Source organism: uncultured Tateyamaria sp., from assembly GCF_947497045.1.
Classification (GTDB): Bacteria; Pseudomonadota; Alphaproteobacteria; order Rhodobacterales; family Rhodobacteraceae; genus Tateyamaria.
The window spans coordinates 113863-139103 of record NZ_CANMEU010000002.1; the positions used below are offsets into that span (position 1 = coordinate 113863).

The following is a 25241-nucleotide window of genomic DNA, read 5'->3' on the forward strand; positions in this document are numbered from 1 at the left end:
CAACCATGCGCACGTGTTTGTCATCAGAATTTCCGGTTCTCATAGGCACTTAGCGCCCGTTTGCGCCCCTGATCCGCCGGTACGATCGGATCGGGATAGGCGTCATCGGGTGTCATCGCCCAACGCCGCGGGATGGCGTCAAAGAATTTGAGCGCATCATCGTGTTTGTTGCTGCGCCCCTCGGCGATCCAACGGCTGACATAGTCCCGGTTTTTGTCGAATTTATCCAGCTGCGTGACGGGGTTGAACACCCGGAAATACGGTGTCGCATCGGGCCCTGATCCCGCCGACCACTGCCAGCCCATCGCGTTGCTGGCCGGATCCCAGTCGATCAGGCAGTCGTCAAACCATGCCTGCCCGATCCGCCAATGGGTCATCAGGTGTTTGGTCAGGTAACTTGCCACGATCATACGGCCCCGGTTGTGCATCCGCCCGGTCACATACATCTCGCGCATGGCCGCATCGACAAATCGGATGCCGGTGCGCCCCTTTTTCCATGCCCAAACCTCGGCCGTGCATGCGTCGTTATTCCATGGGAACGCGTCCCAATCCTCTTTCCAGTTCTGATCGAGGATGAGCGGGGTGTGGTGCATCAGATGATAGGCAAACTCGCGCCACACCAACTCTTTGAGGAAGGTTTCGGCACCGTCCTTGCCCTCCTCACGAGCGCGCATCCCCGCATGCCAGCACTGGTGCGGGCTGATTTCCCCAAGGGCCAGATTTTCGGACAGGTTGGAGGTCCGGTCCTGCCCCGGAATATCGCGCCCCTCCACGTAGCCCGCAACTTTGGACGCGATAAAGACCCCAAGGCGGGACTGTGCGGCCTGTTCGCCCAGTTGCACAAACGGGCGCACCACATTTGCACCACGGTTCATGGCCGTGCCGAGGGCCCAGTCGTCTATTGCTTCGCTGTCGGGCCATGTGTCAGGGGCGGGGATACTGCCCGGTGTCGACAGGGGCGCATCCACATCCCGCCCCTTCACTGCATTCCAAAAGGGCGTATAGACTTTGTAGAAGCCGCCCGTTTTCGTCTCGGTTGTCCAGGGTTCAAACATCAGGTGGCCGCCAAAGCTGCGTGCGTCAATGTCCTGATCCTTGAGGGTCGATTTCACATCCGTATCGCGGCTGATCGCAAAGGGGTCATATTGGCGCGTCCAGTAGACGGCCCCTGCCCCGGTCTCCTTGATCAGCGCCTGCAACACCGCAAGTGCATCGCCTGAACGACAGATCAACCGGCTGCCCTTGTCGCGCAAGGACCCGTCCAGATGTGCCGCCCCAAGGCCCCACCGCCATTTGGGTGCCGCCCCCAGATCATCCACGCTTTTGTCGCGGATCACGACCGGAATGACGGGCCGCCCCGTTGCGCTGGCCGCACTCAGCGCCGGATGATCGCTCAGCCGGAAATCCCTGCGGAACCATAAAATAATCGGTGTGCTGCTCAACGCCCCGTTTCCCTTTTGTTATGAGAGGTTACGTAGCACCATCGCGTGCGGATCAAGTCGGGCACGCTTGACCTTGGGTCAAAGAACAGCGTCGAGCGCTTCAAGCAGCTGCGTGATCTCGGCATCGGACGTGTAATGCGTGAAACTCAGCCGCAAGACACCGACGTCCGGATCGACCCCCATCGCATTCAGCGCGCGCACCGCATAGAAATCCCCGCCCCCCGCCATGATCCCGTGCTGCGCCAGCCTGGCGGCCACGGCCACGGGATCACGCCCTAGATCAAGCGCCAGCGTCGGTGCCCTTGTGGCCGCATCCACGGGTCCGATCACGCGCAGATCGTTGCGATCCTTGACGGCGTCGAGCACGCGGGCCAAAGCGACCTCTTCGCGCGCACGCATCAGATCATGCACCGCCACCCCACGCGCGGTTGCATCCGCATCCCCGCCCACATGATGGGCATAAAGCGCATCCACATAGTCGGCCATGCCCGCGCAGGCGGCCACTTGCGCATGGTCCGGGCCTGCGGGGGTAAACCGTTTGCAAAGGCTGTCAGCGTTGAAATAGTGCCCCTGATTGGGCAGCAACTCCCCCAGAGCGCGGCGGATCACCATCAAACCCTGATGGGGTCCGTAGGTCTTGTAGGCCGAAAACAGGTAAATGTCGGGCCCAAGCGTGCCCACGTCCGGAAATCCGTGCGGTGCATAGCTGACCCCGTCCACACAGACGAAAGCCCCGGCTGCGTGTGCCAGTGCCGTGATCTCCGTGACCGGATTGATCTCACCCACCACGTTCGAGCAATGGGGAAAGCAGACAAGGCGCACGTTGTCATCCAGCAGCGCCTCAAGCGCGTCGGTGTCCAGATGCCCGGTGCTTGGATCCACCTGCCATTCGCGCACCTCGATCCCCCGATCGGCCAGCCGACGCCACGGCCCGGTATTGGCCTCGTGATCCTGATTGGTGACGATGATCGCCTCACCCGGCCGCATCATCTGCGCAAAGGCCTGCGCCAGCACATAGGTGTTTTGGGTGGTCGAGGGGCCAAAGCTCAACTCGTCCGCATCAACCCCGAGGATGGCGGCCATACGCCTGCGTGCCTCGTCCATCTCCTCTCCGCCAAGTCGGGAGGCGTCGTAATCGCTGTAGGGCTGCACCTTGCGCTGCGTGTAAAACCGGGTGAGCCGGTCGATGACCTGTCCGCAGGCATAACTGCCCCCTGCATTCTCAAAGAACGCCTGCCCTTGCAGCGACGGTTCGGAAAACGCGGGAAATTGCGCGCGGACGAAATCAAGATCGAGGGTCATATGCCAGGGCCTGTGCGTTTGGATGCGCACAGGATCGCGACATATGACCGAAGGATCAAGGGTTTGGTGCCTTTGCTGGTCGCGCCGCCCTCAGCAGCCGCGCTGCTGCGCCAGCGTTTGCACATTCGCCTTGAGGTCGGGATCGGCATTGGGGTTCGCAATCAGCCGGTTGGCATAGCCACACCACGCCCCCGGATTGTCCGGCTCGAACAAGGGAACAGGCTCGGGTTCAGGCGCGGGCCCGGCCGGTAACTCGACCCCCGCAACACAGGCCGTCAGACCAAGACACAAGAACGCCAGACAAAAGAACCGCATATCATCCCCCGAAAAGTAGGCGTGGACATGTTCGCAAGGCCACGGGGAAATGCAAGGGAAAGTTGGGGAGTTCGGAGGTGGATTGCGTGATGGGCACCGGGGCAATGGCCTGAAACATGCGGAATGTGATGACGGTCGGCTCTGAGCCCAGAGTGAGCGATGCGACGATGCAAAAGGCGATGTCAGATGACACCACTGACATATTCTGGCGAAGGTATGTGTTATCCTCGAACAGGGCTGGCGCGGGAGAGCAACGAATGAGTGGCATCGAAAACTACGAATCTCAATTCGGAAGACTAATTCCCGTATTTCGTATGGAGATAAATATACGACCGGATGATGCCGAGCGGTTGTTGGACGCCATTTTCAAAGTTCACCCGCTTGCCGTCGGCGCTTACGAGCGAAATGCTACCGTGACTGCTCAAGGAGCAGAGACGGGAAGACCCGGGGAACAAACGGTCACCAGGATTCACAACAAAGACTTTGAAGCTGACGGCACCGAGGTTTACCCCTCGGTCGAGCTGAAAGTGTCTTTCGAGCGCGATGTGCAACTTCTCCAAAAGATCATGGAGGCGGCTTTGCACGCTCATCAGTACGAAGAGCCGATCATTCACATCCGCGAGGAATGGGCAAGCCGAGCAAACTACACGCCAAGAAACGACAATTCGAACCGTTGGTGGAACGATGGGCGCGGCACCCCTGAGATGGTTTCATTCGACCAGAGTTCCAAATAACCGGTCATTGCCAACGGCGACAGTGCCCTGCCTGCCCCACCAAAAAAGGCCCCCGCATATCCATGCGAGGGCCTCATTCTTTTTCTTGGACCGACCTACTCGGCAGGTGACAATCCGTTTCCGGTTGCCCCCTCGATCTCGGAATGGACCGAAGGCACGCCTGCCGCTTCACGCCGACTGTCATTGTAGATCGCCTTGATCAGCGCGATACACATCAACACCATCACCACCGAGAACGGCAGCGCACCGATCACCATGGCGGTCTGGATTGCCGAGGTGCCCCCCGACAGCAGCAGACCACCCACAACAAGGCCAAGCGCCACACCCCAGAACAGGATATGTGGGCGCGCCTTGGGGCCTTCATCACCGGCTGCATTGATGGTGTTCACGATCAAAACGGCCGAGTCCGCAGATGTCACAAGGAACGTCATCAACAACACGACAATCAGAAACGCCATGCCCCAGGCCAGGGCCTGCGCGATAGGGGCGAGCATGAACTCGGTCATGGCAAAGATCTTGTCGCCATTGGCCGCATCAAAGATGACGCCATTGGCCCCACCGTTCAGTTCCAGATCGATGGCCGTCCCGCCTGCCCAGGCGAACCAGACAAAGCACATCAGCGCAGGCACGATCATGGCACCCAGCACGAACTCACGGATGCTGCGACCACGCGAAATACGCGCAAGGAACAGACCCACAAACGGCGCAAAGGCGATCCACCAGGCCCAGTAGAACACAGGCCACCAGCCCTGCCACTGCGTGAGCAGGAAGGACTCGGACCCGTCAACCCCATCCGATGTGAAGACGTTGAAGCTCATCGCGGGCAGTGCAACCAGATAGTCCCAGATGCCCACGACCATCGCAGTGGCCCCAAACCATGTGGCCCCGAAGATGATGAAGAACCCAAGCAAGAAGATCGACAACACCATGTTGATGTTGGAGAGCCACTTGATGCCCTTGCCCACGCCCGACAAGGCGGACAGGGTCGACGCCCCCATGATCACAAGCAACGCAACAACGATGCCCACGAAGGTGGCACCGCCATCTTCATTCATCAAACCGCCGATCCCGATCCGGGTCAGGCCCGCCACGAATTGCTCAACCCCGAAACCAAGGGTTTGGGCAACGCCAAGGATGGTCGCAACCACAGCCACGATGTCAATCAAATGACCCAGCTTGCCCGAAAGCGACGACCCAAACAGCGGGGTCAGCGCCGAACGGATAGTCAGTGGCAAGCCACGACGATAGCTGAAGAACGCCAGCGACAGGCCTGCAACCGCGTAACAGGCCCACGCGCCAAGGCCCCAATGCAGGAAAGACCACTTATAGGCCATACGCACATTGTCTGCCGTGCCACCAGTGGTGATCCCCTGAATGGTTTCCGGGTTTGACCCGAAATGCGCGACAGGTTCGGCCACAGCCCAGGTCAGCATGCCGACACCGATCCCGGCCCCGAACATCATCGAAAACCACGAGAAGTTGCTGAATTCCGGTTTTTCGCCCGGTTGCCCAAGGTTCAACCTGCCCGCCGCCGGCCACAACGCCAGCCCCAGACACACAATGATAAAAAACGCGACAACCCAGATATACCAGGCCGCAAAGTTCGACAGAATGATGCTGTTGAAATCGCTCAATACGCGGCCCGACTGCGTGGGCCAAAAGATGCACCACACGACAAGGACCGAGATGATCATCTTACTGACCACCGTCACGTCAACGCTGAACCCCCGATAAAAACCGTTATCTGCGGTCTTGATCGGCAGTTCCGTCAATGGAGGTTGAATAGACATGGCTTCCTTCCTGTTTTTCACTTTTTTGTGACGCACAGGAAACCACGCCGCGCCTGATACGCGAAACGTTAATTGCCGATTTTGTCGCCGAAACCTTCATTCAAACGGTCGTCTTGCGCATATTGGTGAAAATCACCGTCAATTCTTCACCTTTCGGCGATTTTGCGCGCATCTGGCACCTCGGGTGGTGCCGCGCTGCAAACCGCGCAGACCCATGAGCACTTGCCGCCCGGTGCTCCGCCGCAGACCGGGGAAACAAAGCTAGAGCGCGTTCGCGATCGCTTCGGCGTGGCCTTTGATAGCGTCCATATCCCCCATCTGCCCGGGTGCGCGCATTGCAACACCGTCATGGCGCGGGTGGATGTGAAAATGCAGGTGGAACACCTCCTGCCCTCCGGCTGTCTCGTTGAACTGTTGCAAGGTGATCCCGTCCGCTGCAAAGGCGGTCCTGGCCGCGTTGGCAACCTTCCTGACCGTCGCCATGACAGTGGCCAGTTGGGCGTCCGAGGCATCCAGCACGTTGCGGCAGGGCGTCTTGGGGATCACCAGACAATGCCCGTCCGTGCGCGGCATGATATCCATGAAACACAAGGTCTCATCGTCCTCATAGACCTTGAAGGCGGGGATTTCGCCGCGCAGGATCTTGGCGAATATGTTCTGGTCATCATAGGCAGTCATGGCGTGCCCCTTCCTCTTGCTCAACACTCTGACGGACGGGTTCGATGCGCGGACAAAGCGCAAAGCCCACCCGCGCCGTCAGGTCACTCTCAGCCATTGAGGTCCACGACCACACGGCCTTTGACCTGCCCGGCCAGAATATCCGCACCAAGCTGGGGCAGGTCTGAAAGTGTCGCGGGCTGGACCATATCCTCAAGCTTGTCCATCGGCAGGTCCTTGGCGATCCGGCCCCATGCACGCACCCGGTTGTCATAGGGCTGCATCACAGAGTCGATGCCAAGCAGGTTCACACCACGCAGCAGGAACGGAATGACGGTCGCAGGCAGTCCCGCCCCCCCGGCCAGACCCACGGCAGCCACGCTGGCACCATATTCCATCTGGCCCAACACACGGGCCAGCATCGCGCCACCCACCGCATCAACGCAACCGCCCCATGTTTCGCCCTCAAGCGGGCGTTTCACGGTCTCGTTGATCTCTTCACGGGCCACGATCTGGCTGGCCCCAAGCGAGGTCAGATAATCGGCCGTTTCGGGCCGACCCGTAACACCCGCCACCTTGTGACCCAGATTGGCCAAGATCGCAGTAGCAACAGACCCGACACCGCCCGCCGCACCCGTGACCAGAACAGGACCAGCCTTCAGCCCATGATCTTCCAGCGCCATCACAGCCAACATCGCAGTGAAACCAGCGGTGCCCACAGCCATGGCCTGACGGGTATCCAGGCCCTCGGGCAGCGGGACAAGCCAATCCGCCTTCACGCGGGCCTTTTGGGAATATCCGCCCCAATGGGCCTCACCCACGCGCCAGCCGGTCAGCACAACCTTGTCGCCGGGCGCATAGCGGTCATCGTCCGACGCCTCGACCGTGCCAGCAAAATCGATACCGGGAATGTGGGGATATTTCCGCACCAACCCACCACCGGAGCCGATGCACAACCCGTCCTTGTAGTTGACGGTCGAATACTCGACCGCAACCGTCACCTCTCCGGCAGGCAGATCATCGAGCGATATCTGGCGCACCGCAGCCGACGTCTTGCCGCTGCCTTCATCCTTGTCCACCACCAACGCATCAAACATATCGATCTCCTATCCGGGGGCTGATCCCCTGCTTCATCTTGCCAAACAAACTCCGGGGTCTGGGGCAGCGCCCCAGTCCGAGGCTCAAATCCAGAACACGTCCTGCACCGTTGCACGGGCCATACCATCTGGCGTTTCGACTTCCAACGGCGTGCCCGGATCCCAATGGGTCATGCGCACCATCCCGATGGCCACGTTGGTCTGAAAATCAGGCGACCAGGCCGCCGAGGTCACCTGCCCCACACGCTTGCCACCACCATAAAGCGGCCACACCCGATCACAGCCGGGCACCGGATCACCATGGATCGCAATGGGGCGTATTTGCTGGACGGGCCCTTCCTTGGACACACGCAACAAGGCGTCCCGCCCAATACAACCAATGGCCGTCTGCGTGTCGCAAAACCGGCCCAAGCCGCATTCATGGGGGGTGTTGTCGTCGGTCATATCATTGCCATAGGACATCAAACCGCCCTCGATCCGCTCAATCGCATTGGGACAGCCCGCACGCACGTTCAAATCCGCGCCCGCCTCAAACAGGGTATTCCACAGTGGCATCCCAATCTCGGTGCCATCGACGTAGATCTCGAACCCGCCCTGCTTGGAATACCCCGAGCGTGCAATGGCCAGATCGCGCCCTTCGAACTGGAACATGTCAAAGCGGAAAAAGCGGATGTCACGAATACGATCCCCGAACACACGGGCCATCAGATCGTCCGCCTTGGGACCCTGCACGGCCAAGGGCGAGATGTCAGGTTCATCCACCAGCACGTCCAGACGATAGCCGTTGGCAATCCCCTTGACCCACAACAGCAGGTCGGAATCCGCGATGGAGATCCACCACCGATCCTCGGACAGTTTGACCGCCACGGGGTCATTCAACATGCCGCCCGTCTCGTCCACGATGGGCACGTAATAACACTGGCCCGGCAACATCCGACGCAAATCGCGCGGGGTGAGCATCTGCATCAGGCGCCCCGCATCCGGTCCGCGCAGTTCCACCTGTCGCTCGACCGCCACATCCCAGACCTGCACATGGTCCTTGAGGTGGCGGTAGTCCGCCTCGACGCTGTCAAAAACGGTTGGCAGCAACATGCGGTTGTAAACGGTGTAGGCCTTGACGCCTGCCGCCTCAACGCCAGCGGAAAACGGAGTACGGCGCAGCCGACGCGAAGGGGATATGACTGCCATCATTCATCCTCGGGCATAAAGACCATGTCACTGACCGGAGCCTCGCGCCCGGCGGCGGTCATCATCGCGTGCACCTGGCCGCGATGATGGATCTGGTGGTTGAAAAAATGGACAACGCAATTGGCCAGAGGTTGTTGAAAGTCGCGCTTTAACGTCCCGGAATACCACGCCAATTCCCCTTTGAGATCGAGCGTGCGCAGCGTGTCCGCCCACATGCGAATCGCCCCGTCCAGACGGAACCGCTCAGCACTCCACACCGCGAAGGTCGGGGTGAACTCGGCATGTTTGGCGGGCGGCACGTCCGGGGGCGCGATGCGCGGCTCAAACCGGTTCATCCACAGGGTATCGCCCCACAGGATATGGTTCAGTGTCGCCATGATCGAGCCAAAGAAGGCGCCACGATCCTTGCGCAAGTCGGCATCTGGCATGTCGCTCAGCAGCGTGGTCAACTGGCGGTTTTGCCACGCGTTGTACCGGGCCATCGAACGGACATACCCTGCCTCGATCACGGCTTGGGGCCTTTCCAGTCAATCGGGCAGATCTCAGCCGATTTGCCGCCAAAGTCCCAGATGCGCCCGTAATCGCGCACTTTCGATTTGGTGCCGCGTGCGGCGATGATGTCAGGCCCCATCCAGTATTTGGAGTTGGAGATGACAACCGGATGGTCCGCATCCTTGCCGTCGATCATCTCGATCTCGCCCTGGATCTTGCGCCCGATATAAAGGCCGCGCTTTTTGCCCTCGCGCACGATCTCGACCTTCTCACGCTCGGCTCCCACAATGTCGCTGACCAGCATCGTGAACAGCCCCGTGGTGCCGCCCGCCGCGCCCGAAAATATCTGCAAAAGCCCGTTATACGCCTTGCCGCTTGCGCGTTCATCCACATAAGCCGCCACGCGCCAGCCGCCCTCAGCCATGCGTCCGGGGATGTCGACCATCAGCCCCACGTTCAGCCCCGACAGGTCCTCGCCCTCGTAATGACCTTCGTCGATGGCGATGGCCATCCATGCGTGGCAGTGCCCTTCGGTGGGCGGATGCGCGCCAAGCGAGACGACGCAGGGACAGAACAACTCGCACGAGCAGTTTAGAAACAGCTCGCCCTTGATCGCCCATTCGGTTGGGGTCATCTGACGGCGGCCCGGATTGGGCATCCGGCTGTCGATACGTTGGCTGACCGGCAGCTTGTCCGCGTCAGCGCGTCGTTTTACGGCCATCTCATAGTCCTCCGATATTTGGGGCGATAAAGGGTTGGGCCAGCACCGCCAGCCCGGCGGCAATCAGGATCGCCCCCATGGGTTTGGTGACAACATGCCCGATCTGCGGCAGTTTTTCGAGCACCATGAACAGCGTCGCAAGGCCCATCCAGGCCAGACTCATCACGCCGCCCACGAACCCGAGCGCCATAAAGCCCCAGCAACAGCCCACGCAGAACGCACCAAGGCCAAGGCCCATACGCGCGCCTCCCACCACTCCGGTGCGCCAATGGCCCAGAAAATACATCATCGGGGAATGGCAGACGCCGTGGCACACCTCTTTGGCACGACTGAATTGAAACGCGCCGACGACCAGCAGCAGAAATCCCGCAAAAGTGGAGGTTTTCGAGATGCCGAGCATGTCGATCACCCCGCCATAAAGCAGCGCCAGTTGCACCCCCGCGATCAGCGCGGCAAAGGCGACCCAGACGACCAGATATCCAAGCACCACACCCAGCCACCCCGCACGCGTCCCCGTGGCCGATACCATCAGATCCTCATAGGCGCGCAAGGTCGGCACAAGCGTAGGCAGCATCATCGCCGCCATCATAATCGCCCACATCGCAAACAGCGGGCCAAAATTCGCCATCGGCATATACATCGGCATGTGCGGGTCCATCGCGGCCATGCGCGCACCCATCTCGCCGGGCCGCCCAAGCAGGTCCAGATCCATGTCCATCGACATGGCGTACATCATCCACCACGCCGCCAGAATGGCCCCGAAAAACCCCAGCCACAGGGTCGAGCGAACAAGATGCGGCATATGTCCTCCCAAGGATGCTGCGACTCAATGCTTGCCAGATTAAATGTCAGACATTAAAATGCCAGACAATTAAAAAGTGACCAGATGAAAATTGATCCTGACAGCAGCGCCGACTTTTCCGCCCAGATTGCCAAGGCGATCCGGGATGCGATTGTGGCAGGTGATCTGATCGTGGATCAACGTCTGCCGAGCGAGGCGGAACTGGCCGATCAATTCGACGTCTCGCGCCCCACCGTGCGCGAGGCCCTCAAGCGGCTGGCCGCGCAATCCCTGATCCGCACGCAGCGTGGGGCCACGGGCGGAGCCTTCGTGAACCGGCTTCGGTTTGAGGATGCCTATGCCCAGGCGGTCACCACCTCGACGCTGTTGTTGTCCATGAACGCGGTCAGTTTCGATGTGGCCTGTGAGGCGCGCTATGCGCTTGAACGGGCCTGTGCGCCTTTGTCAGCCACCCGGCGCACGCCTGATCATCTGGCGACTATGCGCGCCGAAATCACCCGCCAATCCGAACCCGGGCTGAGTGACGAGGCGTTTTGCGCATCTGATGTCACGTTTCACCGCGCGCTGGTGGATGCGGCCGGCAATCCGATGCTGAGCTATCAACTGGCCGGAGCGGTCGAGGCGATGCAGCCTCTGATGAACATGATCACCTTCACCGCCCGCTCGCGCGAGCGCATCGTGATGCTGCATCAGAACATGGTCAGCACGCTTGAAGCGCGCGATGCCTTGGGCACCGAAGCGGCCCTTGCCGCGCTTGAAAGTTATACCCGTGATCTCGGTCACACGGTGGTGGCCGAACGCCAGCAGCGTGACCGCCCCACCAAAGGTGCAAAGACCAAGGAGCAGAGTTCAGCCTGACCTCGGCATGAATAAGCAGGGGCAGGCAAATCTAGACGTCAGGGAGGACGCTATGAATTTGAGACCAGACCCCACATTTCACCCAAGCCCCAAAATGGCCATGGAGGCCCCGGTCGAGACCTTGGCATTTACGCTGATGCTCAGCCCCGATGGCACCAAACCCGATGGGCTGGCCGTTGTCGATGTTGACCCGAAATCAGACAGTTACGGGCAGATCGTGCACGAACTCTATGTGCCCAACCTCGGCGACGAATTTCACCACTTCGGCTGGAACGCCTGTTCTTCGTCGCTTTCGCCGCTGACGGGCCATGCCTTTCTCGAACGGCGTTACCTGATCATTCCGGGCATCCGGTCCTCGCGCATCTACATCATCGACGTGAAGGACCCGCGCGATGCCAAGATCCACAAGATCATCGAACCCGAAGAGTTGATGGCCAAGACGGGTTATTCCCGCCCCCACACGATCCATTGCGGCCCCGAAGGCATCTATGTCTCGACCCTTGGCGGTGGTGGCGCGGATGGCACTGACGGCCCGCCCGGCATCTTCATCATGGATTGTCAGACATTTGAAATCCAGGGCCGCTACGAGATGGATCGCGGCATTCAGGACAAGCATTATGATTTCTGGTGGAACCTGCCGCGCGATTACATGGTGAGTTCCGAATGGGGTCTGCCGCCGCAATTCGAAAACGGTGTGGTGGCCGAGGATTTGCTCTCCAACAAGTACGGGCACACGATCCACTTCTGGGATTTGCGTGCGCGCAAGGTGGTCAAGTCGCTGGATTTGGGCGAAAATCACCAGATGGCGCTTGAAATCCGGCCCGCGCATGACCCGGTCAAGGAATACGGGTTCTGCGGCGTGGTTGTGGACACCACCAACCTGCAAGGTTCGATTTTCACGTGGTGGCGCGATGAGAATGGCGAGTGGCAGGCCAAGAAGACCATCACCATCGACCCCGTGCCTGCGGATGCCGACGATCTGCCCGACCTGCTCAAGGGCTTTGGCGCGGTGCCGCCTCTGGTCACGGATATCGACCTCAGTTTGGACGACAAATACCTTTATGTCGCCTGTTGGGGTCTGGGCGAGATGCACCAATATGACGTCACCGACCCGATGAACCCGGTGCTGGCAGGCAAGGTCGAAATCGGCGGGATCGTGGCCAAGCACAAGCATCCCAATGGCGAGGATTTCGGCTATGGCCCGCAGATGGTCGAGATCAGTCGCGACGGCAAGCGCGTCTACTGGACGAACTCGCTTTACTCCACATGGGATGACCAGTTCTATCCCGGCGACCGGGGTGCGGCGATGGTCATGGCCCATGTGGGTGAAAACGGCGGGCTGACGCTGGACAAGGATTTCTGGACGAAATTCCCCGAAGGTTATCGCAGTCATCAGATCCGGCTCGAGGGTGGGGACTGTTCGACCGACAGCTTCTGCTATCCTTCCGTCTAGATGGGCGTCTAGATGGACATGACGACAGCGGCGGGCCTCTGGCTCGCCGTGATCCTCTCGGGACTTTATCACGGCCTCAATCCGGGCATGGGCTGGCCGCTGGCGGTCTCCTCTGCGCTGTTCGAACGGCGGCGTGCAGCACTCTGGCCCGCGCTCGGCGCGCTGTCGGCGGGGCATTTCGCGGCGATGCTGGGAATATTGCTGCCCTTTTCGATGATGACCCTGCTGATCGACTTTGAACGCGAAATCCGCATCGGGGCCGGGATCATCGTGATCGGGATGGGTCTGTTTCTGGCCATCACGCGCCGCCATCCCCGCTTTCTGGCGCGCATTCCGCCGCACCGGCTGGCGCTTTGGTCCTTTCTCGTGGCACTCGCGCATGGGGCCGCACTCATGCTGGTCCCGATCTACCTGGGCCTATGCGCCATCGAAGAGCTTGACCCGGGCCACCGCGCTGCCTCGGCCCTTATGGCCACAACCGCCCTCGCGCTTGGGGTCGCAGTCCTGCACACGGTGGCCATGATGGGGTCCGGCGGGGCGATGGCCTATGCCACGCACCGCTGGCTGGGTCTGCAATTTCTCAGCCGCAGCTGGTTTGACCTTGAACTCGTCTGGGCGTTTAGCCTGATTGTGGTGGGCGGTCTGGGCCTCTGGATGGCGCTTTAGCGTTCAAAAAGCCATTGACGCTGCCCAAGCAGACCGAAAAGGTATGCGCCAACCGCCCCAACTCGAAACGAGGACTATGCTCCGCCTGATTGACGCCACGTTTGGCAAATGGGTGCGCCACACGCTCTTCATCCTGATCCGCAGCTACTACGCACTGTTTTACAATGTCAGTTGTTCAGGCAAGCACCTGCTGCAAACGGACAACGGCACTCTGATCCTTGCGACACATGTCAGCCGCCATGACGGGCCGCTGATCTCGGCGATACTGTATTCGACCAAACGGATACGGCCCACAGTGCATTATAATGAATATTACCACTGGATGCAGTGGCTGCCGATGTGGATCGGGTCGGCCATTCCGATGAGTTCGCCCAAATCCTGGCCGGATGAGCGGCGTGCGGCACGAAAGCAGCACACGTTGGGGGTGATTCATCGCGTGCTGGACAATGGCAACTGTGTGCTGCTGTTTCCAGCGGGCCTGACCCGGCGCCAACCGCAAGAGATCATCGCGCCGGGGTTGTCAGGAGTGCATGACATTCTGCGCAGCGAACCGGACACCCCCGTGGTCCTGCTGCGCCTTGACGGGTTGGGGCAGTTCCAGCGCGCCACTTATGATCTGTTCTGGAGCTTTCTGGGCCGCACAAAGGGGCGTCGTCATGTCGGTGTGGCGCTGACACCGCTCGAAGGACTGGACCCGAACCTTCCCCTGCCCGCCTTCAACGCCCGGCTCGAAGAATTGCTGAACACACCCATCACCCACGATCTGTAAGCCGCGCTTGTCAAGGACCGCCGCGCGCTCTACCTCCACCGCATGACAGACATTCTCAACATCATCGCCTGCCTACTGACCATCGGCTTCGGGCTGTTCGGGTTTCTGGCCCCGCGCTATACTGCCAGCGCGCTGGACCTGACCACGACGCACAGCACCATGGGGTTGAGTGAGTTGCGCGCCAGCGTGGGCGGGCTGTTCGTGGTGGCCGGGCTTGGCGCGTTGTGGCTGGACCATCCATTGGGCTATGGGATGATCGGATTTGCCTTTACCGGTGCGACTTTGGGCCGGGCGGTCTCACTGGTCCTCGACAAGCCGCCTTTTGCCAAAGTGATGCTGTTTGGCGGGATCGAAGCCGCACTGGCGGCGTGGTTCATCGCCGCCAATCTCTGAACCAGCCCCGAGGCTGCGGGTCAAGCGTCGGGCTGCACGTCGCCCTGATCAACGATGCGCTTGTGCCGTTTACCATCGGATTCACTTGTAGTTGGCGCAAAGTTTATGTCCATCATACGTTATAAAGTCTTTTTATAACAAAGCAATAAACGCCATATTTCATCTATTGCATAAGGAAAGACTTTGCCCTTGTCGCAAAAAAATTCCACGCCAGAGGCACCCGCAGATTGCAACTGGCGCATCACCCGCCTATGTTTAGCATGTCTTTCGGGACTATGGACATAAACGCGCTCGTAATAAGCGGATCGGACCCGGGGGCGGTACCCGGCGACTCCACCAAACATCCCTTCATTTGGGGGACCATGGGGTCGAAACAGGATCGACGGACGTCTAAAGGGGTTTGCTTTGTCTCGGCTGTCTGCCACCGTTACCGGCGAAACTTGTACAATTGCAAATGACAATCGTGCTCCAGTGGCAGTCGCAGCGTAAGCTGTTACTAACATTGAAACTTAAGTCCTTGCGCCTAGCCGCGTAAGGCGGGGTTCGCAGGCACCTGGCAACAGAAGCCTGCACTTTTCCACACCGCTTCAGACCTTGTTAACGCAGCCTTGCTACATCCGAAGTCCACTGGATGGTCGCGGAAGGGCGTCACATGCCGCAAAAGCTCGAAACGCTGCAAACCTATTTTGAGGATATATGGGTCAAGGGCGATCTGACGGCGATCCCGCGCGTGCTGGCCCCTGATGCCCGCACGCGGGGCATTATGGGCGATATGCCCTTTGATGCGGATGATTTCACCGAACTGGTCAGCATGGTGCGCGAATTGCTGGGGCCGATCCAGGTGTCCTATCCGATCGTGGTCGAACAGGACGACTGGCTGTCCGCCCTGGTCGAGATCAAGAGCCAGTCCGCCGAAACCGGCGCGCCGGTGCATGTGTTCAACCAGATCATCGCCCGTTTTGAGGGCACGCGGATGGTCCAGATCAACAGCGGTGTGGATTCTCTATCGCTGTTTGAACAACTTGGCCTCCTGCCTGAGGATGCGATGGCGATCATGCTCAGCGGGAACCGGCTCAATTGACCCAGTCAGCCCCATATCCGGCGCGCGAAACCCAAACGAGAAAGACATCCCAAATCCTGCGCGCCTTTTATACCGAGATCTGGGAACAGGCGCAGTTCGACCGGATCGAAGATTACTTTGTTCCCTCCTCAACGCACCCTATCCTGGTTGCGGACCGGGCCGTCGATGTGAACGAAGTGCGCGAATGGATGCTGATCCTCAACCGGCTGGTACGTGACATCAAAGTACGCTTCATCCATGCCATCGACAGCGGCGATTGGGCCTCCGCCTTTCTTGAGATCACATGCAGTTCGCGCACCGATGGCAAAACTGTCGTGGTCTATCAGCAGATCATGTCGCGCCAGTCGGGCGGTCTGCTGGTCGAAAGCTATCCTCAATTCGACATGCTGCGTTTTTTCGAGCAGCTTGGCCAATTACCACCCGATATCTATCCGCTCTTGATGGGCGGCAACCGCCTGACCTGAAGGCTTGACGCCGCACAGCCGCCCCACTACCCATTGCCTATGGGGCCAATCGCGACTGCCCCGACAGGCCGCAGGCATGCCTTGGCCCAAATGTCGCATCTTTTGTTATGCTCAAAGGATGCCCCATTGGACCAGACCCTGACCATTTCCGCTGATGATGTGATGCGCAAACTTGCCACACCAAAGGCCCCTACCCTTATCGACGTTTGCATTCCCGAAGATATCGCCGCCGATCCCTGGCGGGTGCCGGGTGCACGCCATGTGTCACATCTTGAAATTCAGGACTGGGCCGGGCGCAGATCGACACCCGGCCCGGTGGTTGTCATCTGCAAAAAGGGGCTGAAACTCAGCCATGGGGCGGCAGCACTGCTGCGCATCCAAGGAATCGAGGCCCACGCCCTTGAGGGAGGAAATCAGAACTGGGCGGCGCGCAACCTGCCCCGCATCGCGCTGCATGCACGCCCCAAGATCGACGCGGCGTGGGTGTTGCCCGCCAAAACAAGCAATGCCATCGTGGCCGCATGGATCATTTACCGCTGGTTTGACCCCGCCGCCACCGTGATGTGGGTCCCCGCCCCCATGTGCACCGAGGTCGCAATGCGTTTTGATGCAACCGCGCCGCACCTTTCCCGACTGGCACTGTTTTGCATGGATATCGGCCTCGACCACCCCCCATTGTCAGCGTTCCTTGCCGAATTTGATCAAGGGACACCCCATTGGTTGCCCCTGTTGAGGGCCGCAGGGACGCAGGAGGTCGGGCCCGAAGGTGCCTGTGGTGCCGCCTTGCCCATCCTTGATGCTGCGTGGGTTGCGCACCTCGATGCGTTGCGCGAGGTGGCATGATGCAGCCCGACTGGACCCACATGACGCGCGTATTTGGACGCATTGGCCTGCTGTCCTTTGGTGGGCCTGCCGCCCAGATCGCACTGATGCACGACGCCCTTGTCAGCCGCGAAAAGTGGCTGAGCGAGGCGCAATACCTGCGCGCCCTGTCGCTGTGCATGCTGTTGCCCGGCCCCGAAGCGATGCAACTGGCCACCTATGCGGGCTGGCGGCTGCGCGGTGTGGCGGGCGGATTGCTGGCGGGGTTGCTGTTTGTCGTCCCGGGCGCATGCGTGATCTTTGGCCTTGCGATCGGATATGTCCATTTCGGCGACCTTCCCCTTGTGCGGGCCGCGTTTCTGGGCATCAAAGCCACTGTGATCGTGGTGGTGCTGCAAGCCCTCCTGCGCCTGGGGACAAAGGCGTTGAAAGGCCCCGCTGCGTGGATGTTGGCCGGGCTTGCCTTTGTCGCCCTTTTTGCCTTTGGGGTGCCGTTTCCGCTTATCGTGATCGCAGCTGGCGTGTACGGATATCTTGCAACCCCGGCTCAGACCCCGGCAACGCCTGACGCCCCTCAACACACCAACACCCCCCGGACAATCGCGATTTGGGGCGCGATTTGGGGCGCGATCTGGGCAAGCCCTGTGGCGCTGTTGTGGATCACGGATCAGACGTTTCTGCTGGAGGTTGCGCTGTTCTTTTCCAGGCTGGCGGTGGTCACCTTCGGCGGGGCCTATGCGGTGCTGGCCTATATGACGCAAACTGTGGTGCAGGAATTCGGCTGGATCAGCACCGGGCAGATGATCGACGCCCTTGGGCTGGCCGAAACCACGCCGGGGCCGCTGATCCTTGTGACGCAATTTGTGGCCCTGCTGGCCGGATACGCACAAGGCGGGCCTGGCATGGCGATTGTCGCGGGGGGCGTTGCGCTGTGGGTGACGTTCACGCCGTGTTTCTTGTGGATTTTCGCGGCCGGCCCATACCTCGACCAGATCGCCGCGCGACCCCGGCTTGCAGCGGCCTTGCGCGCCATCACTGCGGCGGTGGTCGGCGTCATTCTGAACCTGTCGGTCTGGTTTGCGCTGCATGTGTTGTTTGCCCGGATCGCAACCGCGCCCGGACTTGCGCTGCCGATCCCTGACCTTGGCACGCTCGACCTTTGGGCGCTGATCCTGACGGGGGTTGCAGGCGCGTTGATGCTGGGGACGCGGCTGAGTTTACTGCCGGTTCTGGCGCTTATGGCAGCACTTGGCTGCGCAATATCGCTGACCGGGCTGACATAATCCATCTCATTGCACGCACCCCTCTTTTCACGGCGATAAATTGGGATATGGTGGCGATGTAACCCATGAGGAGCGCCATGAGCCGGAGCATTGATTACGGCAACCTGATGCATGAGGCCATGCGTGGTCTCATTCGCAAGGTATTGCTGGACGTGGCTGACAATGGGCTGCCCGGTTCGCACCACTTTTTCATCACCTTTGACACCAGCCACCCGGATGCCGAACTGGCGGACTGGCTGAGTGATCGCTACCCCGGTGAGATGACGGTCGTGATGCAGCACTGGTATGACAAGCTGGACGTGGGTGTCGAAGGGTTTGCGGTCACGCTGAACTTTGGCGATGCCCCCGAGCCGCTTTATATTCCTTACGACGCGATCAAGACGTTTGTCGATCCGTCGGTGGAATTCGGGCTGCGCTTTGAGTCTCAGGACGAGGAGGGCGAGGATGCCGCAGTCACCGCACCGCCCGAGATCATGCCAAGCCATGCGACATCTGCCCCAAAGGAGGTGGATGCCGACACCAAAGGTGCGGAAACGGCCAAGGACGCCGAAGTGGTCTCACTCGACAGTTTTCGCAAGTAACGCCTAGCTTTTGGTCAAAAACGTCTCGACCGCGCGTTGAATGGCTCCGTCCCGAATGGTCTGAAAGCGCAATTGCAGCCCGCCTTCGGTCAGGGTCCGGTCGTATTGTTGCAGGCTGTAGCCCCCATCCGCACCAACAAACAACGAGTACACTGTCAGTGTCTGCCTTGAAACGCGCGCCCAGACATAGGGTTCGCCCTTCATCGGATCAAGCTGCACCTCATGCCCGAATACGTTCTTTTTCTGGGCAGCGGCATAGACGGCCTCGCGGTCGCTCGGGACAAAGTCGATGGTATAGGATTTCTCGGTGGTGCGCCCATCAGAGCGGTAGGTCACTGAGGTCCATTGCACCTGAAATCCGGTCTTTGTGCCCGAGATCACAACACTCATGTCGCGCGGGATTTTGCTGCCATCCAGCGCCATCACGTCGGCTGATCCCGCATAGCTGCCATAAAAGGCATCCAACTCGGCCCGCGCCTGCCCCGCAAGCAAAAGCAGTGCGACACTCAGCGCCATCAAGGCCCCGATCATGGGGCGCGAAACCGACCATGTGGCTGTGCGGGTGGTATTCATGTGCTGACTTCCTTGATTGCGCGCATCTTTCTTGGCTCAATATAGGTGCTCAATCGTTAACTTACACGTGTTTTGCATCACATCCATGTGCCCGCAGCGCAGCAAGTCGGTGCTGTGCTTGTTTACACACGTCACCCTCGGTACATGCTACAGGCGTGAACATACCAGCAAGGAGCCGCCCATGGCCGACACCCGCACCGAATCCGACAGCTTTGGACCGCTTGAGGTTCCGGCCGATAAATACTGGGGTGCCCAAACCCAACGCTCGATTATGAATTTCCCGATTGGCTGGGAAAAACAACCCCTGCCCATCGTGCGTGCCCTTGGCGTGATCAAGAAAGCCTGCGCGATGCAGAACAAGGCCCAGGGCACGCTGGACGGTCGCCTTGCGGATGCCATCATCGAAGCCGCCGGCGAAGTGGTTGCGGGCAAGTTCGACGACAATTTCCCGCTGGTCGTGTGGCAGACCGGGTCGGGCACCCAGTCCAACATGAATGCCAACGAGGTCATCGCCAACCGCGCCATCGAGATTCTGGGCGGCGTGATCGGTTCCAAAGACCCTGTGCACCCCAATGACCATTGCAATATGGGCCAGTCATCCAACGACACCTTTCCCACGGCCATGCACATCTCGACCGCGATGACCGCGCGTGACGTGCTGCTGCCGGGGCTGGAAAAGCTGCATGCCGCCTTGCAGGCCAAGGTTGAGGCCTTTGACGGCATCATCAAGATCGGGCGCACGCACACACAGGACGCAACACCCCTGACGCTCAGTCAGGAGTTTTCCGGCTACACCCATCAGGTTGCGATGGGCATTCAGCGCGTGAACGACGCGCTTGGCCGCATTTACGAGCTGGCCCAGGGTGGCACGGCTGTGGGCACGGGTCTGAACACCCAAGTGGGCTGGGCCGAGGCGGTCGCGGCCCATATGGCTGACATCACCGACCTGCCCTTTGTCACCGCGCCCAACAAGTTCGAGGCCCTGGCCGCCCACGACGCCATGGTCGAAATATCAGGCGCGCTGAAGACGGTTGCTGCGTCGCTGTTCAAGATCGCCAACGACATCCGCCTGCTCGGCTCCGGCCCACGCTGTGGGCTGGGTGAATTGGTTTTGCCCGAAAACGAGCCCGGCTCGTCCATCATGCCCGGCAAGGTGAACCCGACCCAATGCGAGGCGCTGACCCAGGTGTGCGCGCATGTCATGGGCAATGATGCGGCTGTAGGCTTTGCAGGCTCGCAAGGGCATTTCGAGCTGAACGTCTACAAGCCCATGATGGCCTATAACGTGTTGCAATCCATGCAGTTGCTGGGCGATGCGGCGTCCGCCTTTACCGACAATCTGGTGGTTGGCTTGCAGGCCGACGAGGTGCGCATCGACAAGTTGATGCGCGAGTCGCTCATGCTGGTCACGGCCCTTGCGCCCGAAATCGGCTATGACAATGCCACCAAGGTCGCCAAGACTGCGCACAAGAACGGCACCACCCTGCTGCAAGAGGCGATTGCCCTGGGCTTCGTGGATGAAGAGACCTTCAACCGCGTGGTCCGCCCCGAAAACATGATTGGACCCAAGTGAGCCGCCCATGAGCGATCAGCCCATCAACCTGAACAAAGCCCGCAAGGCCCGCGCCCGCACTGCTGCAAAGGCGCAGGCGAATGCGGTGCGGTTTGGGCTGACCAAAGACCAGAAAAATGCGCGCCAAAGGCGAAAACTCCCGCGTGGCGCGCATTTTTAACGGCAAAGCCCTGCAAACGCCCCCGAACGGATCAGATGATGGCATCGAATAGCCACAATGGGCGACCATATTTGGCGCTGATTACGACGAACAGGTGTCATTATGGACCACGAGATTGATTATGCCGCACGACGTCGCGCCCGCGCATTGCGGCGCGCCCGGCGCTACATTCACGCCAATACAGGGGCCCTTGCGCGCCTGTTGAACACCTATGAACGGATTGGGGCGCTGGATCCCGCGCGCCGGTTCTGGGCCGAGCATTGAGCATACGGCCCCAAAAACACTCATTGACCCTGAAAGGGCACCGTACCAGCGTTTCGCTGGAACCTGAATTCTGGACGGCCTTCCGCGATATCGCCGCCGCACAATCCATTCCAATCAACGCATTGGCCAGCGACATTGATGCATCACGCGAAGCAGAAGTCGGCCTCGCCTCGGCGATCCGTGTCTATGTGCTGGCGTGGTACAAGGACTGCTCAGGCGATTGAAGCACGGTAAATCTGGTCGATATTGCCGCCAAGGGCCGCGCGAAACCCGTCTTCGTCCATATCGCGCTGCAACCCCTCGGTGAGGGCGCGGCTGAAACTTGCAATCATCTTGTGGTTCTGGGACAGGCGCGCACTGGCATCCTGCGTCGAATAGCCCCCCGACAAGGCCACGACCCGCATCACACGCGGATGATCCGCCAGCGCATCATAAAGCCCCGGTTGTTCGGGTAGTGTCAGTTTCAGCATGATGTTCTGCCCCTCGCCCAATTGCGCGGCGTGGCGCATCAGGGCGTCTGCCAACATCGCCTCGGCTTCGGCTTTGGTGGCGGAGTTGATATTCACCTCGGGCTCGACGATCGGCACCATGCCCGCCTCCATCACCGCATGGGCCACCTCGAACTGATTGGCGACGATGGCCTCGATCCCGGCGGCATTGGCACCATGCACGACCGAGCGTTCCTTGGTCCCAAAAATCCCCGTCTCACGGGCCGCAGCCAGCGTGTCAGCCAGCCCCGGAATGGGTTTCAGGACCTGCACATCATTGCTTTCGTCCATCAGCCCCTTGTCGATCTTGAGGAAGGGCACAACGCCGCGTTTGTCCCACAGATAGGCGGGCACCGCCTGCCCGCCGATCTGTTCAGAGAGCGTCTTTTCAAACAGGATCGCACCGATGACCTTTTGGCTGGTAAAGTCGGGGGATGAGATGATCCGGGCCCGCATCCGTTGGATTTCGGCAAACATCGCCTCTTCGCCATCATATTCGGCGGCATCCACCCCATAAAGTGCAAGCGCCTTGGGCGTTGAACCACCCGACTGGTCCAAAGCCGCAATAAAGCCTGCCCCATTTTCCATCTGGTCGCGCATTCTGGCAAAATCGGGCATGATCGTCTCCGGCGTCAAGTTTCTGATATATCAGCCCTAACCCATTCTGCGGGCGCGGTTAATCCCGTGACGGCGATGTTAGCGCTCCCGTTTGCGCAAATTCAGCCATATGCCGTCCTTGGCGCGCACGGTGAGGTGCGCAACAGGCACTGGAACGCGCTCAGGCATCACTGAAACCTCTGTATCGCGCAGCAGACGCGCGAGAATCAGCGGCCCCTCGACCATGGCAAAGCCCGCACCCGTGCACACCCGCGCCCCGGCGGAAAACGGGATATAAGCGTCGCGCTGACAGGCCTTGCCATTCTCGGTGTGCCAGCGGGCGGGATCAAAATCATCGGGCCTGTCCCACAGCCGTGTGTGGCGATGCAGGTGCCACGGACTAAGGACCAACTGGCTGCCTTTGCGCACATCGCGGTCGCGAAACCGCTCGGGACAGCTCGCCTCGCGCACCATCATCGGCACCGGAGGATAAAGCCGCAGCGTCTCGCGAAACACATCACGGGTGATCGGCAATTTGGACATGACCGCGAAATCGCACCGCTCAAGCGCCTGTGCCTCTGCGGCGACCCTCGCCTGCCAGTCGGGATAAAGCGCGAGCAGATAAAGCGCCCAAGCCAGCGCCGACGCGCTTGTTTCGTGGCCCGCAAGGAAAAAGATCGCGACCTGATCCACCATTTCCTCGGCCGAGAACGTATCGCCCGTTTCGGGATCGACAGTCGTCATAATCTTGGTCGCCAGATCATCCGGTGCGACGCCTTGCACGATCTGATCCGCGCGCTGCTCGACCAGTTGCGTGATCAGGTCGCGGATCCGCGCCGCACTTGCGCGGGTGTCGCGGCGAAACAGGCGGGGCATCCATCCGGGCAGCGGCACAAAGGCTGCAAGGTTCAGGATCGGCTGGCTGCGTTGGTAGGCGCGAAATTCGTGGAACACGGCGCTGGCCAGATCATTCTCGATCGGGATCGAAAACAACGTGCGAAAGATCACATCGGCAGCGGCGTGGCTGGTCTGTTCCTCGATCTCCGTGACACCCTCTGGGAGCCGTTGAGCAGCCGCTTCGGAGGCGTCCCACATCGCCTCAAACGTCTCGCGCAGTCGCCCCCCCTCAAAGGCCGGGTCAATGATGCGCCGCTGTCGTTTCCATGTGTCCCCATTGGTCAGAAAGACGGAATTGCCCAGCAAAGGGCGCAACCCCTCGCCGATCCGATCCGATTTGGGGAAATCGTCCGGGCGATCCCTGAGCACGGTTTTCACCAGTTCCGGCTGGTTCATCAGATAGCTGCGAAAAAACGGCGTGCGAAACTCAGCCATCCAGGCCCGATAAAGACGCGCAGGCTGCGCCGACAGGATATCGCGCCGAAAAAGCTGCATATAGCGCCAAAGCGAGACGCGGTCGGGACGGCTGGCGGGTTTGGGCGGGATCATGCGGCCACGGACGTGTATTTGGACACCGCATGATCAATCCGCGACTTGGAGGCCGGGCGATCTGCATAGCGCGCGCCAAGCGTCATCGGCCCCGCCGTGATCTGGAAATAGTCATAATCCTTGGGGCGATCAAAGGCGCACATATACTGGAAATGCAGCCTGAAAAACCGCCAGCGCAGCGCCTTCCACCGCGCGGGGCTGAGGGTCTGGGTGAAGGCGGCTGAAAAGACCAGCGGCCAGCGTTTGGCCGTCGGTGCCACGCCCGAGACCGCCACCGGATCGCACAACGCAAAGGCGCAGCCGTCGCCCGGCGCTGTCACATCGACCCATGTCAGTGCCTCTTGGGTCGAAAGGTATTGCAGGTCCGCGCGCAAGCGGTGTGCGTCGGGCAGGAATGACACCATCGGGACAACCTGGCCAAGCGACAGGAACCCCAATGCGGGGCCGTCCGGGGCGACCTTTCCGGCGCGGATCAGATCGGCAAGGATCGACACGGCCAGATGCGCGCCCGAGGAATGGCCAACCACCAGCACCTCGTCGGCATCCGTATTCAGGGCAGCGTCAACGCTGGCCTGAAACTCAGCCATCCGCGCCTCAAGCGCGGGTGGGTTCGCGCCACGCGAGGCGGCCGAATAGGCGTAGTCATGCATCAGGTAATAGGCGAAAAATTTGCCGTCCTTGGCCTTGAACCAGCGCAGTAATGCCACAAACACAACCCCGCCCACTGCGGCCCCGCCTGATGTGCCAGTAGGTCCGGCGAGACCTCCGACCCGGAACAGCGCCCACCAGAGCCCGAGCGCAAGCAGCAACTGCCCCAGCAACATCCCCACCGGATAAAGGGCGGCGATCACCGGCCCCTTGCGCAGCCGCATCAACCGCCACAGCGCGCCGGTGGCGATATAGGTCCACGCGGTGCGCAGCAATTGCAGGTAAGTGCCGGGGATTGAGGCGTCCATACTGTCGCGCACAATGTCGGACCAGACCAGCACCTCAATATCGGCGTGAGTATCTGTGCCGTCAATCCGCGCGTCCACCTGCCAACCGTAGTGATCCCCGCCTGCCCCCGGTTTCAGCGCGATCTCATAGCCAGAAATCGCTGCCTGCGCAGCACCTTCCTTGCGATAAAGCTCGCGGTAGCGGCGAGGATGAATCGGGTCATAGCCGGGGATGTAGAACACCCGGCGACGGCTTACTTTTGGGGGATGCGAACTGCTCATAACTGCACCTGAT

At 60.4% G+C, this 25241-nt stretch carries 29 protein-coding genes and 1 other RNA gene; 16 read left to right on the top strand and 14 right to left on the bottom strand.

Annotation, left to right across the window (positions count from 1 at the left end; all coding sequences use genetic code 11):
* Positions 1-23: 23 nt before the first annotated feature.
* The 3 genes from Q0859_RS04010 to Q0859_RS04020 all read right to left on the bottom strand — a co-directional run bounded on the left by Q0859_RS04010 (position 24) and on the right by Q0859_RS04020 (position 3059).
* The gene (locus Q0859_RS04010; RefSeq protein ID WP_299147790.1) at positions 24-1442 is read right to left on the bottom strand and encodes a deoxyribodipyrimidine photo-lyase; all 1419 of its coding nucleotides are present in this window, start codon (positions 1440-1442) and stop codon (positions 24-26) included.
* 78 nt (positions 1443-1520) lie between these two features.
* A complete protein-coding gene (locus tag Q0859_RS04015) occupies positions 1521-2744 on the bottom strand; it encodes an aminotransferase class V-fold PLP-dependent enzyme (protein WP_299147792.1) in 1224 nt (407 codons plus the stop codon).
* Positions 2745-2834: 90 nt separating this feature from the next.
* Positions 2835-3059, bottom strand: coding sequence for a hypothetical protein (locus Q0859_RS04020; RefSeq protein WP_299147794.1), 225 nt, complete (start codon positions 3057-3059; stop codon positions 2835-2837).
* A 152-nt stretch (positions 3060-3211) separates the two neighbouring features.
* Between Q0859_RS04020 and Q0859_RS04025 the strand changes: the two genes are divergently transcribed.
* Positions 3212-3793, top strand: coding sequence for a hypothetical protein (locus Q0859_RS04025; RefSeq protein ID WP_299147796.1), 582 nt, complete (start codon positions 3212-3214; stop codon positions 3791-3793).
* Between the two features lie 95 nt (positions 3794-3888).
* Here the strand turns inward: Q0859_RS04025 and Q0859_RS04030 are convergent, their stop codons facing one another.
* The 7 genes from Q0859_RS04030 to Q0859_RS04060 form a co-directional block, all read right to left on the bottom strand.
* A complete protein-coding gene (locus Q0859_RS04030) occupies positions 3889-5583 on the bottom strand; it encodes a BCCT family transporter (RefSeq protein ID WP_299147798.1) in 1695 nt (564 codons plus the stop codon).
* A gap of 261 nt (positions 5584-5844) precedes the next feature.
* Entirely contained in the window at positions 5845-6261 is a 417-nt protein-coding gene (locus Q0859_RS04035) for an HIT domain-containing protein (RefSeq protein WP_299147801.1), read from the bottom strand.
* Positions 6262-6350: 89 nt separating this feature from the next.
* The gene (gene acuI, locus Q0859_RS04040; RefSeq protein ID WP_299147802.1) at positions 6351-7337 is read right to left on the bottom strand and encodes an acryloyl-CoA reductase; all 987 of its coding nucleotides are present in this window, start codon (positions 7335-7337) and stop codon (positions 6351-6353) included.
* 84 nt (positions 7338-7421) lie between these two features.
* Positions 7422-8525: a dimethylsulfoniopropionate demethylase gene (locus Q0859_RS04045; RefSeq protein ID WP_299147804.1), complete on the bottom strand. Its 1104-nt coding sequence runs from the start codon at positions 8523-8525 to the stop codon at positions 7422-7424.
* Positions 8525-9034, bottom strand: a complete 510-nt coding sequence (locus Q0859_RS04050; protein ID WP_299147806.1) for a DinB family protein — start codon at positions 9032-9034, stop codon at positions 8525-8527. The genes Q0859_RS04045 and Q0859_RS04050 overlap by 1 nt, the downstream gene beginning before the upstream one ends.
* On the bottom strand, positions 9031-9738 hold the full coding sequence (locus Q0859_RS04055) for a DUF1326 domain-containing protein (protein ID WP_299147809.1): 708 nt from the start codon (positions 9736-9738) through the stop codon (positions 9031-9033). Before Q0859_RS04055 ends, Q0859_RS04050 begins: the two co-directional genes overlap by 4 nt.
* 1 nt (position 9739) lies before the next feature.
* A complete protein-coding gene (locus Q0859_RS04060) occupies positions 9740-10540 on the bottom strand; it encodes a DUF2182 domain-containing protein (RefSeq protein ID WP_299147811.1) in 801 nt (266 codons plus the stop codon).
* 84 nt (positions 10541-10624) lie between these two features.
* Here Q0859_RS04060 and Q0859_RS04065 point away from each other — a divergent pair, with 84 nt between their 5' ends.
* The 11 genes from Q0859_RS04065 (at position 10625) to Q0859_RS04115 (ending at position 18910) form a co-directional block, all read left to right on the top strand.
* Positions 10625-11398 carry an FCD domain-containing protein gene (locus Q0859_RS04065; protein ID WP_299147813.1) on the top strand — a complete coding sequence of 258 codons (774 nt, stop codon included), beginning with the start codon at positions 10625-10627 and terminating at the stop codon, positions 11396-11398.
* 52 nt (positions 11399-11450) lie between these two features.
* On the top strand, positions 11451-12851 hold the full coding sequence (locus Q0859_RS04070; RefSeq protein ID WP_299147815.1) for a selenium-binding protein SBP56-related protein: 1401 nt from the start codon (positions 11451-11453) through the stop codon (positions 12849-12851).
* 12 nt (positions 12852-12863) lie between these two features.
* Positions 12864-13517: a hypothetical protein gene (locus Q0859_RS04075; protein ID WP_299147818.1), complete on the top strand. Its 654-nt coding sequence runs from the start codon at positions 12864-12866 to the stop codon at positions 13515-13517.
* A gap of 76 nt (positions 13518-13593) precedes the next feature.
* The gene (locus Q0859_RS04080) at positions 13594-14286 is read left to right on the top strand and encodes a 1-acyl-sn-glycerol-3-phosphate acyltransferase (protein ID WP_299147820.1); all 693 of its coding nucleotides are present in this window, start codon (positions 13594-13596) and stop codon (positions 14284-14286) included.
* Between the two features lie 42 nt (positions 14287-14328).
* Complete coding sequence (locus Q0859_RS04085; RefSeq protein WP_299147822.1) at positions 14329-14679, top strand: DUF4345 family protein; 351 nt, start codon at positions 14329-14331, stop codon at positions 14677-14679.
* 223 nt (positions 14680-14902) lie between these two features.
* Positions 14903-15253, top strand: a transfer-messenger RNA (tmRNA) gene (ssrA, locus tag Q0859_RS04090).
* A 78-nt stretch (positions 15254-15331) separates the two neighbouring features.
* Positions 15332-15760: a hypothetical protein gene (locus Q0859_RS04095; RefSeq protein WP_299147824.1), complete on the top strand. Its 429-nt coding sequence runs from the start codon at positions 15332-15334 to the stop codon at positions 15758-15760.
* Positions 15757-16224, top strand: coding sequence for a hypothetical protein (locus Q0859_RS04100; RefSeq protein WP_299147826.1), 468 nt, complete (start codon positions 15757-15759; stop codon positions 16222-16224). The genes Q0859_RS04095 and Q0859_RS04100 overlap by 4 nt, the downstream gene beginning before the upstream one ends.
* Before the next feature lie 126 nt (positions 16225-16350).
* The gene (locus Q0859_RS04105; protein ID WP_299147828.1) at positions 16351-17067 is read left to right on the top strand and encodes a rhodanese-like domain-containing protein; all 717 of its coding nucleotides are present in this window, start codon (positions 16351-16353) and stop codon (positions 17065-17067) included.
* Complete coding sequence (chrA, locus tag Q0859_RS04110) at positions 17064-18329, top strand: chromate efflux transporter (RefSeq protein ID WP_299147830.1); 1266 nt, start codon at positions 17064-17066, stop codon at positions 18327-18329. Before Q0859_RS04105 ends, chrA begins: the two co-directional genes overlap by 4 nt.
* Before the next feature lie 77 nt (positions 18330-18406).
* Positions 18407-18910 carry a ClpXP protease specificity-enhancing factor SspB gene (locus Q0859_RS04115; protein ID WP_299147831.1) on the top strand — a complete coding sequence of 168 codons (504 nt, stop codon included), beginning with the start codon at positions 18407-18409 and terminating at the stop codon, positions 18908-18910.
* 3 nt (positions 18911-18913) lie between these two features.
* Here Q0859_RS04115 and Q0859_RS04120 read toward each other — a convergent pair whose 3' ends face one another.
* The gene (locus tag Q0859_RS04120) at positions 18914-19483 is read right to left on the bottom strand and encodes a hypothetical protein (RefSeq protein ID WP_299147833.1); all 570 of its coding nucleotides are present in this window, start codon (positions 19481-19483) and stop codon (positions 18914-18916) included.
* 181 nt (positions 19484-19664) lie between these two features.
* On the opposite strand from Q0859_RS04120, the gene fumC reads away from it, so the two are divergent.
* From fumC to Q0859_RS04140, 4 genes are all read left to right on the top strand, one after another.
* On the top strand, positions 19665-21056 hold the full coding sequence (gene fumC, locus Q0859_RS04125; RefSeq protein ID WP_299147835.1) for a class II fumarate hydratase: 1392 nt from the start codon (positions 19665-19667) through the stop codon (positions 21054-21056).
* A gap of 7 nt (positions 21057-21063) precedes the next feature.
* Positions 21064-21216 (top strand): DUF4169 family protein, encoded by a 153-nt coding sequence (locus Q0859_RS04130; protein WP_299147837.1) that lies wholly within the window; start codon positions 21064-21066, stop codon positions 21214-21216.
* Positions 21217-21318: 102 nt separating this feature from the next.
* Entirely contained in the window at positions 21319-21480 is a 162-nt protein-coding gene (locus tag Q0859_RS04135; RefSeq protein WP_299147839.1) for a hypothetical protein, read from the top strand.
* Entirely contained in the window at positions 21477-21704 is a 228-nt protein-coding gene (locus Q0859_RS04140; protein WP_299147842.1) for a ribbon-helix-helix domain-containing protein, read from the top strand. Before Q0859_RS04135 ends, Q0859_RS04140 begins: the two co-directional genes overlap by 4 nt.
* Here the strand turns inward: Q0859_RS04140 and Q0859_RS04145 are convergent.
* The 3 genes from Q0859_RS04145 to Q0859_RS04155 form a co-directional block, all read right to left on the bottom strand.
* Entirely contained in the window at positions 21693-22586 is an 894-nt protein-coding gene (locus Q0859_RS04145) for a fructose bisphosphate aldolase (RefSeq protein ID WP_299147845.1), read from the bottom strand. The two genes, Q0859_RS04140 and Q0859_RS04145, sit on opposite strands and share 12 nt — an antisense overlap.
* Positions 22587-22664: 78 nt before the next feature.
* Complete coding sequence (locus Q0859_RS04150; RefSeq protein ID WP_299147849.1) at positions 22665-24011, bottom strand: cytochrome P450; 1347 nt, start codon at positions 24009-24011, stop codon at positions 22665-22667.
* Complete coding sequence (locus tag Q0859_RS04155) at positions 24008-25228, bottom strand: hypothetical protein (protein WP_299147851.1); 1221 nt, start codon at positions 25226-25228, stop codon at positions 24008-24010. Before Q0859_RS04155 ends, Q0859_RS04150 begins: the two co-directional genes overlap by 4 nt.
* Between the last annotated feature and the right edge of the window lie 13 nt (positions 25229-25241).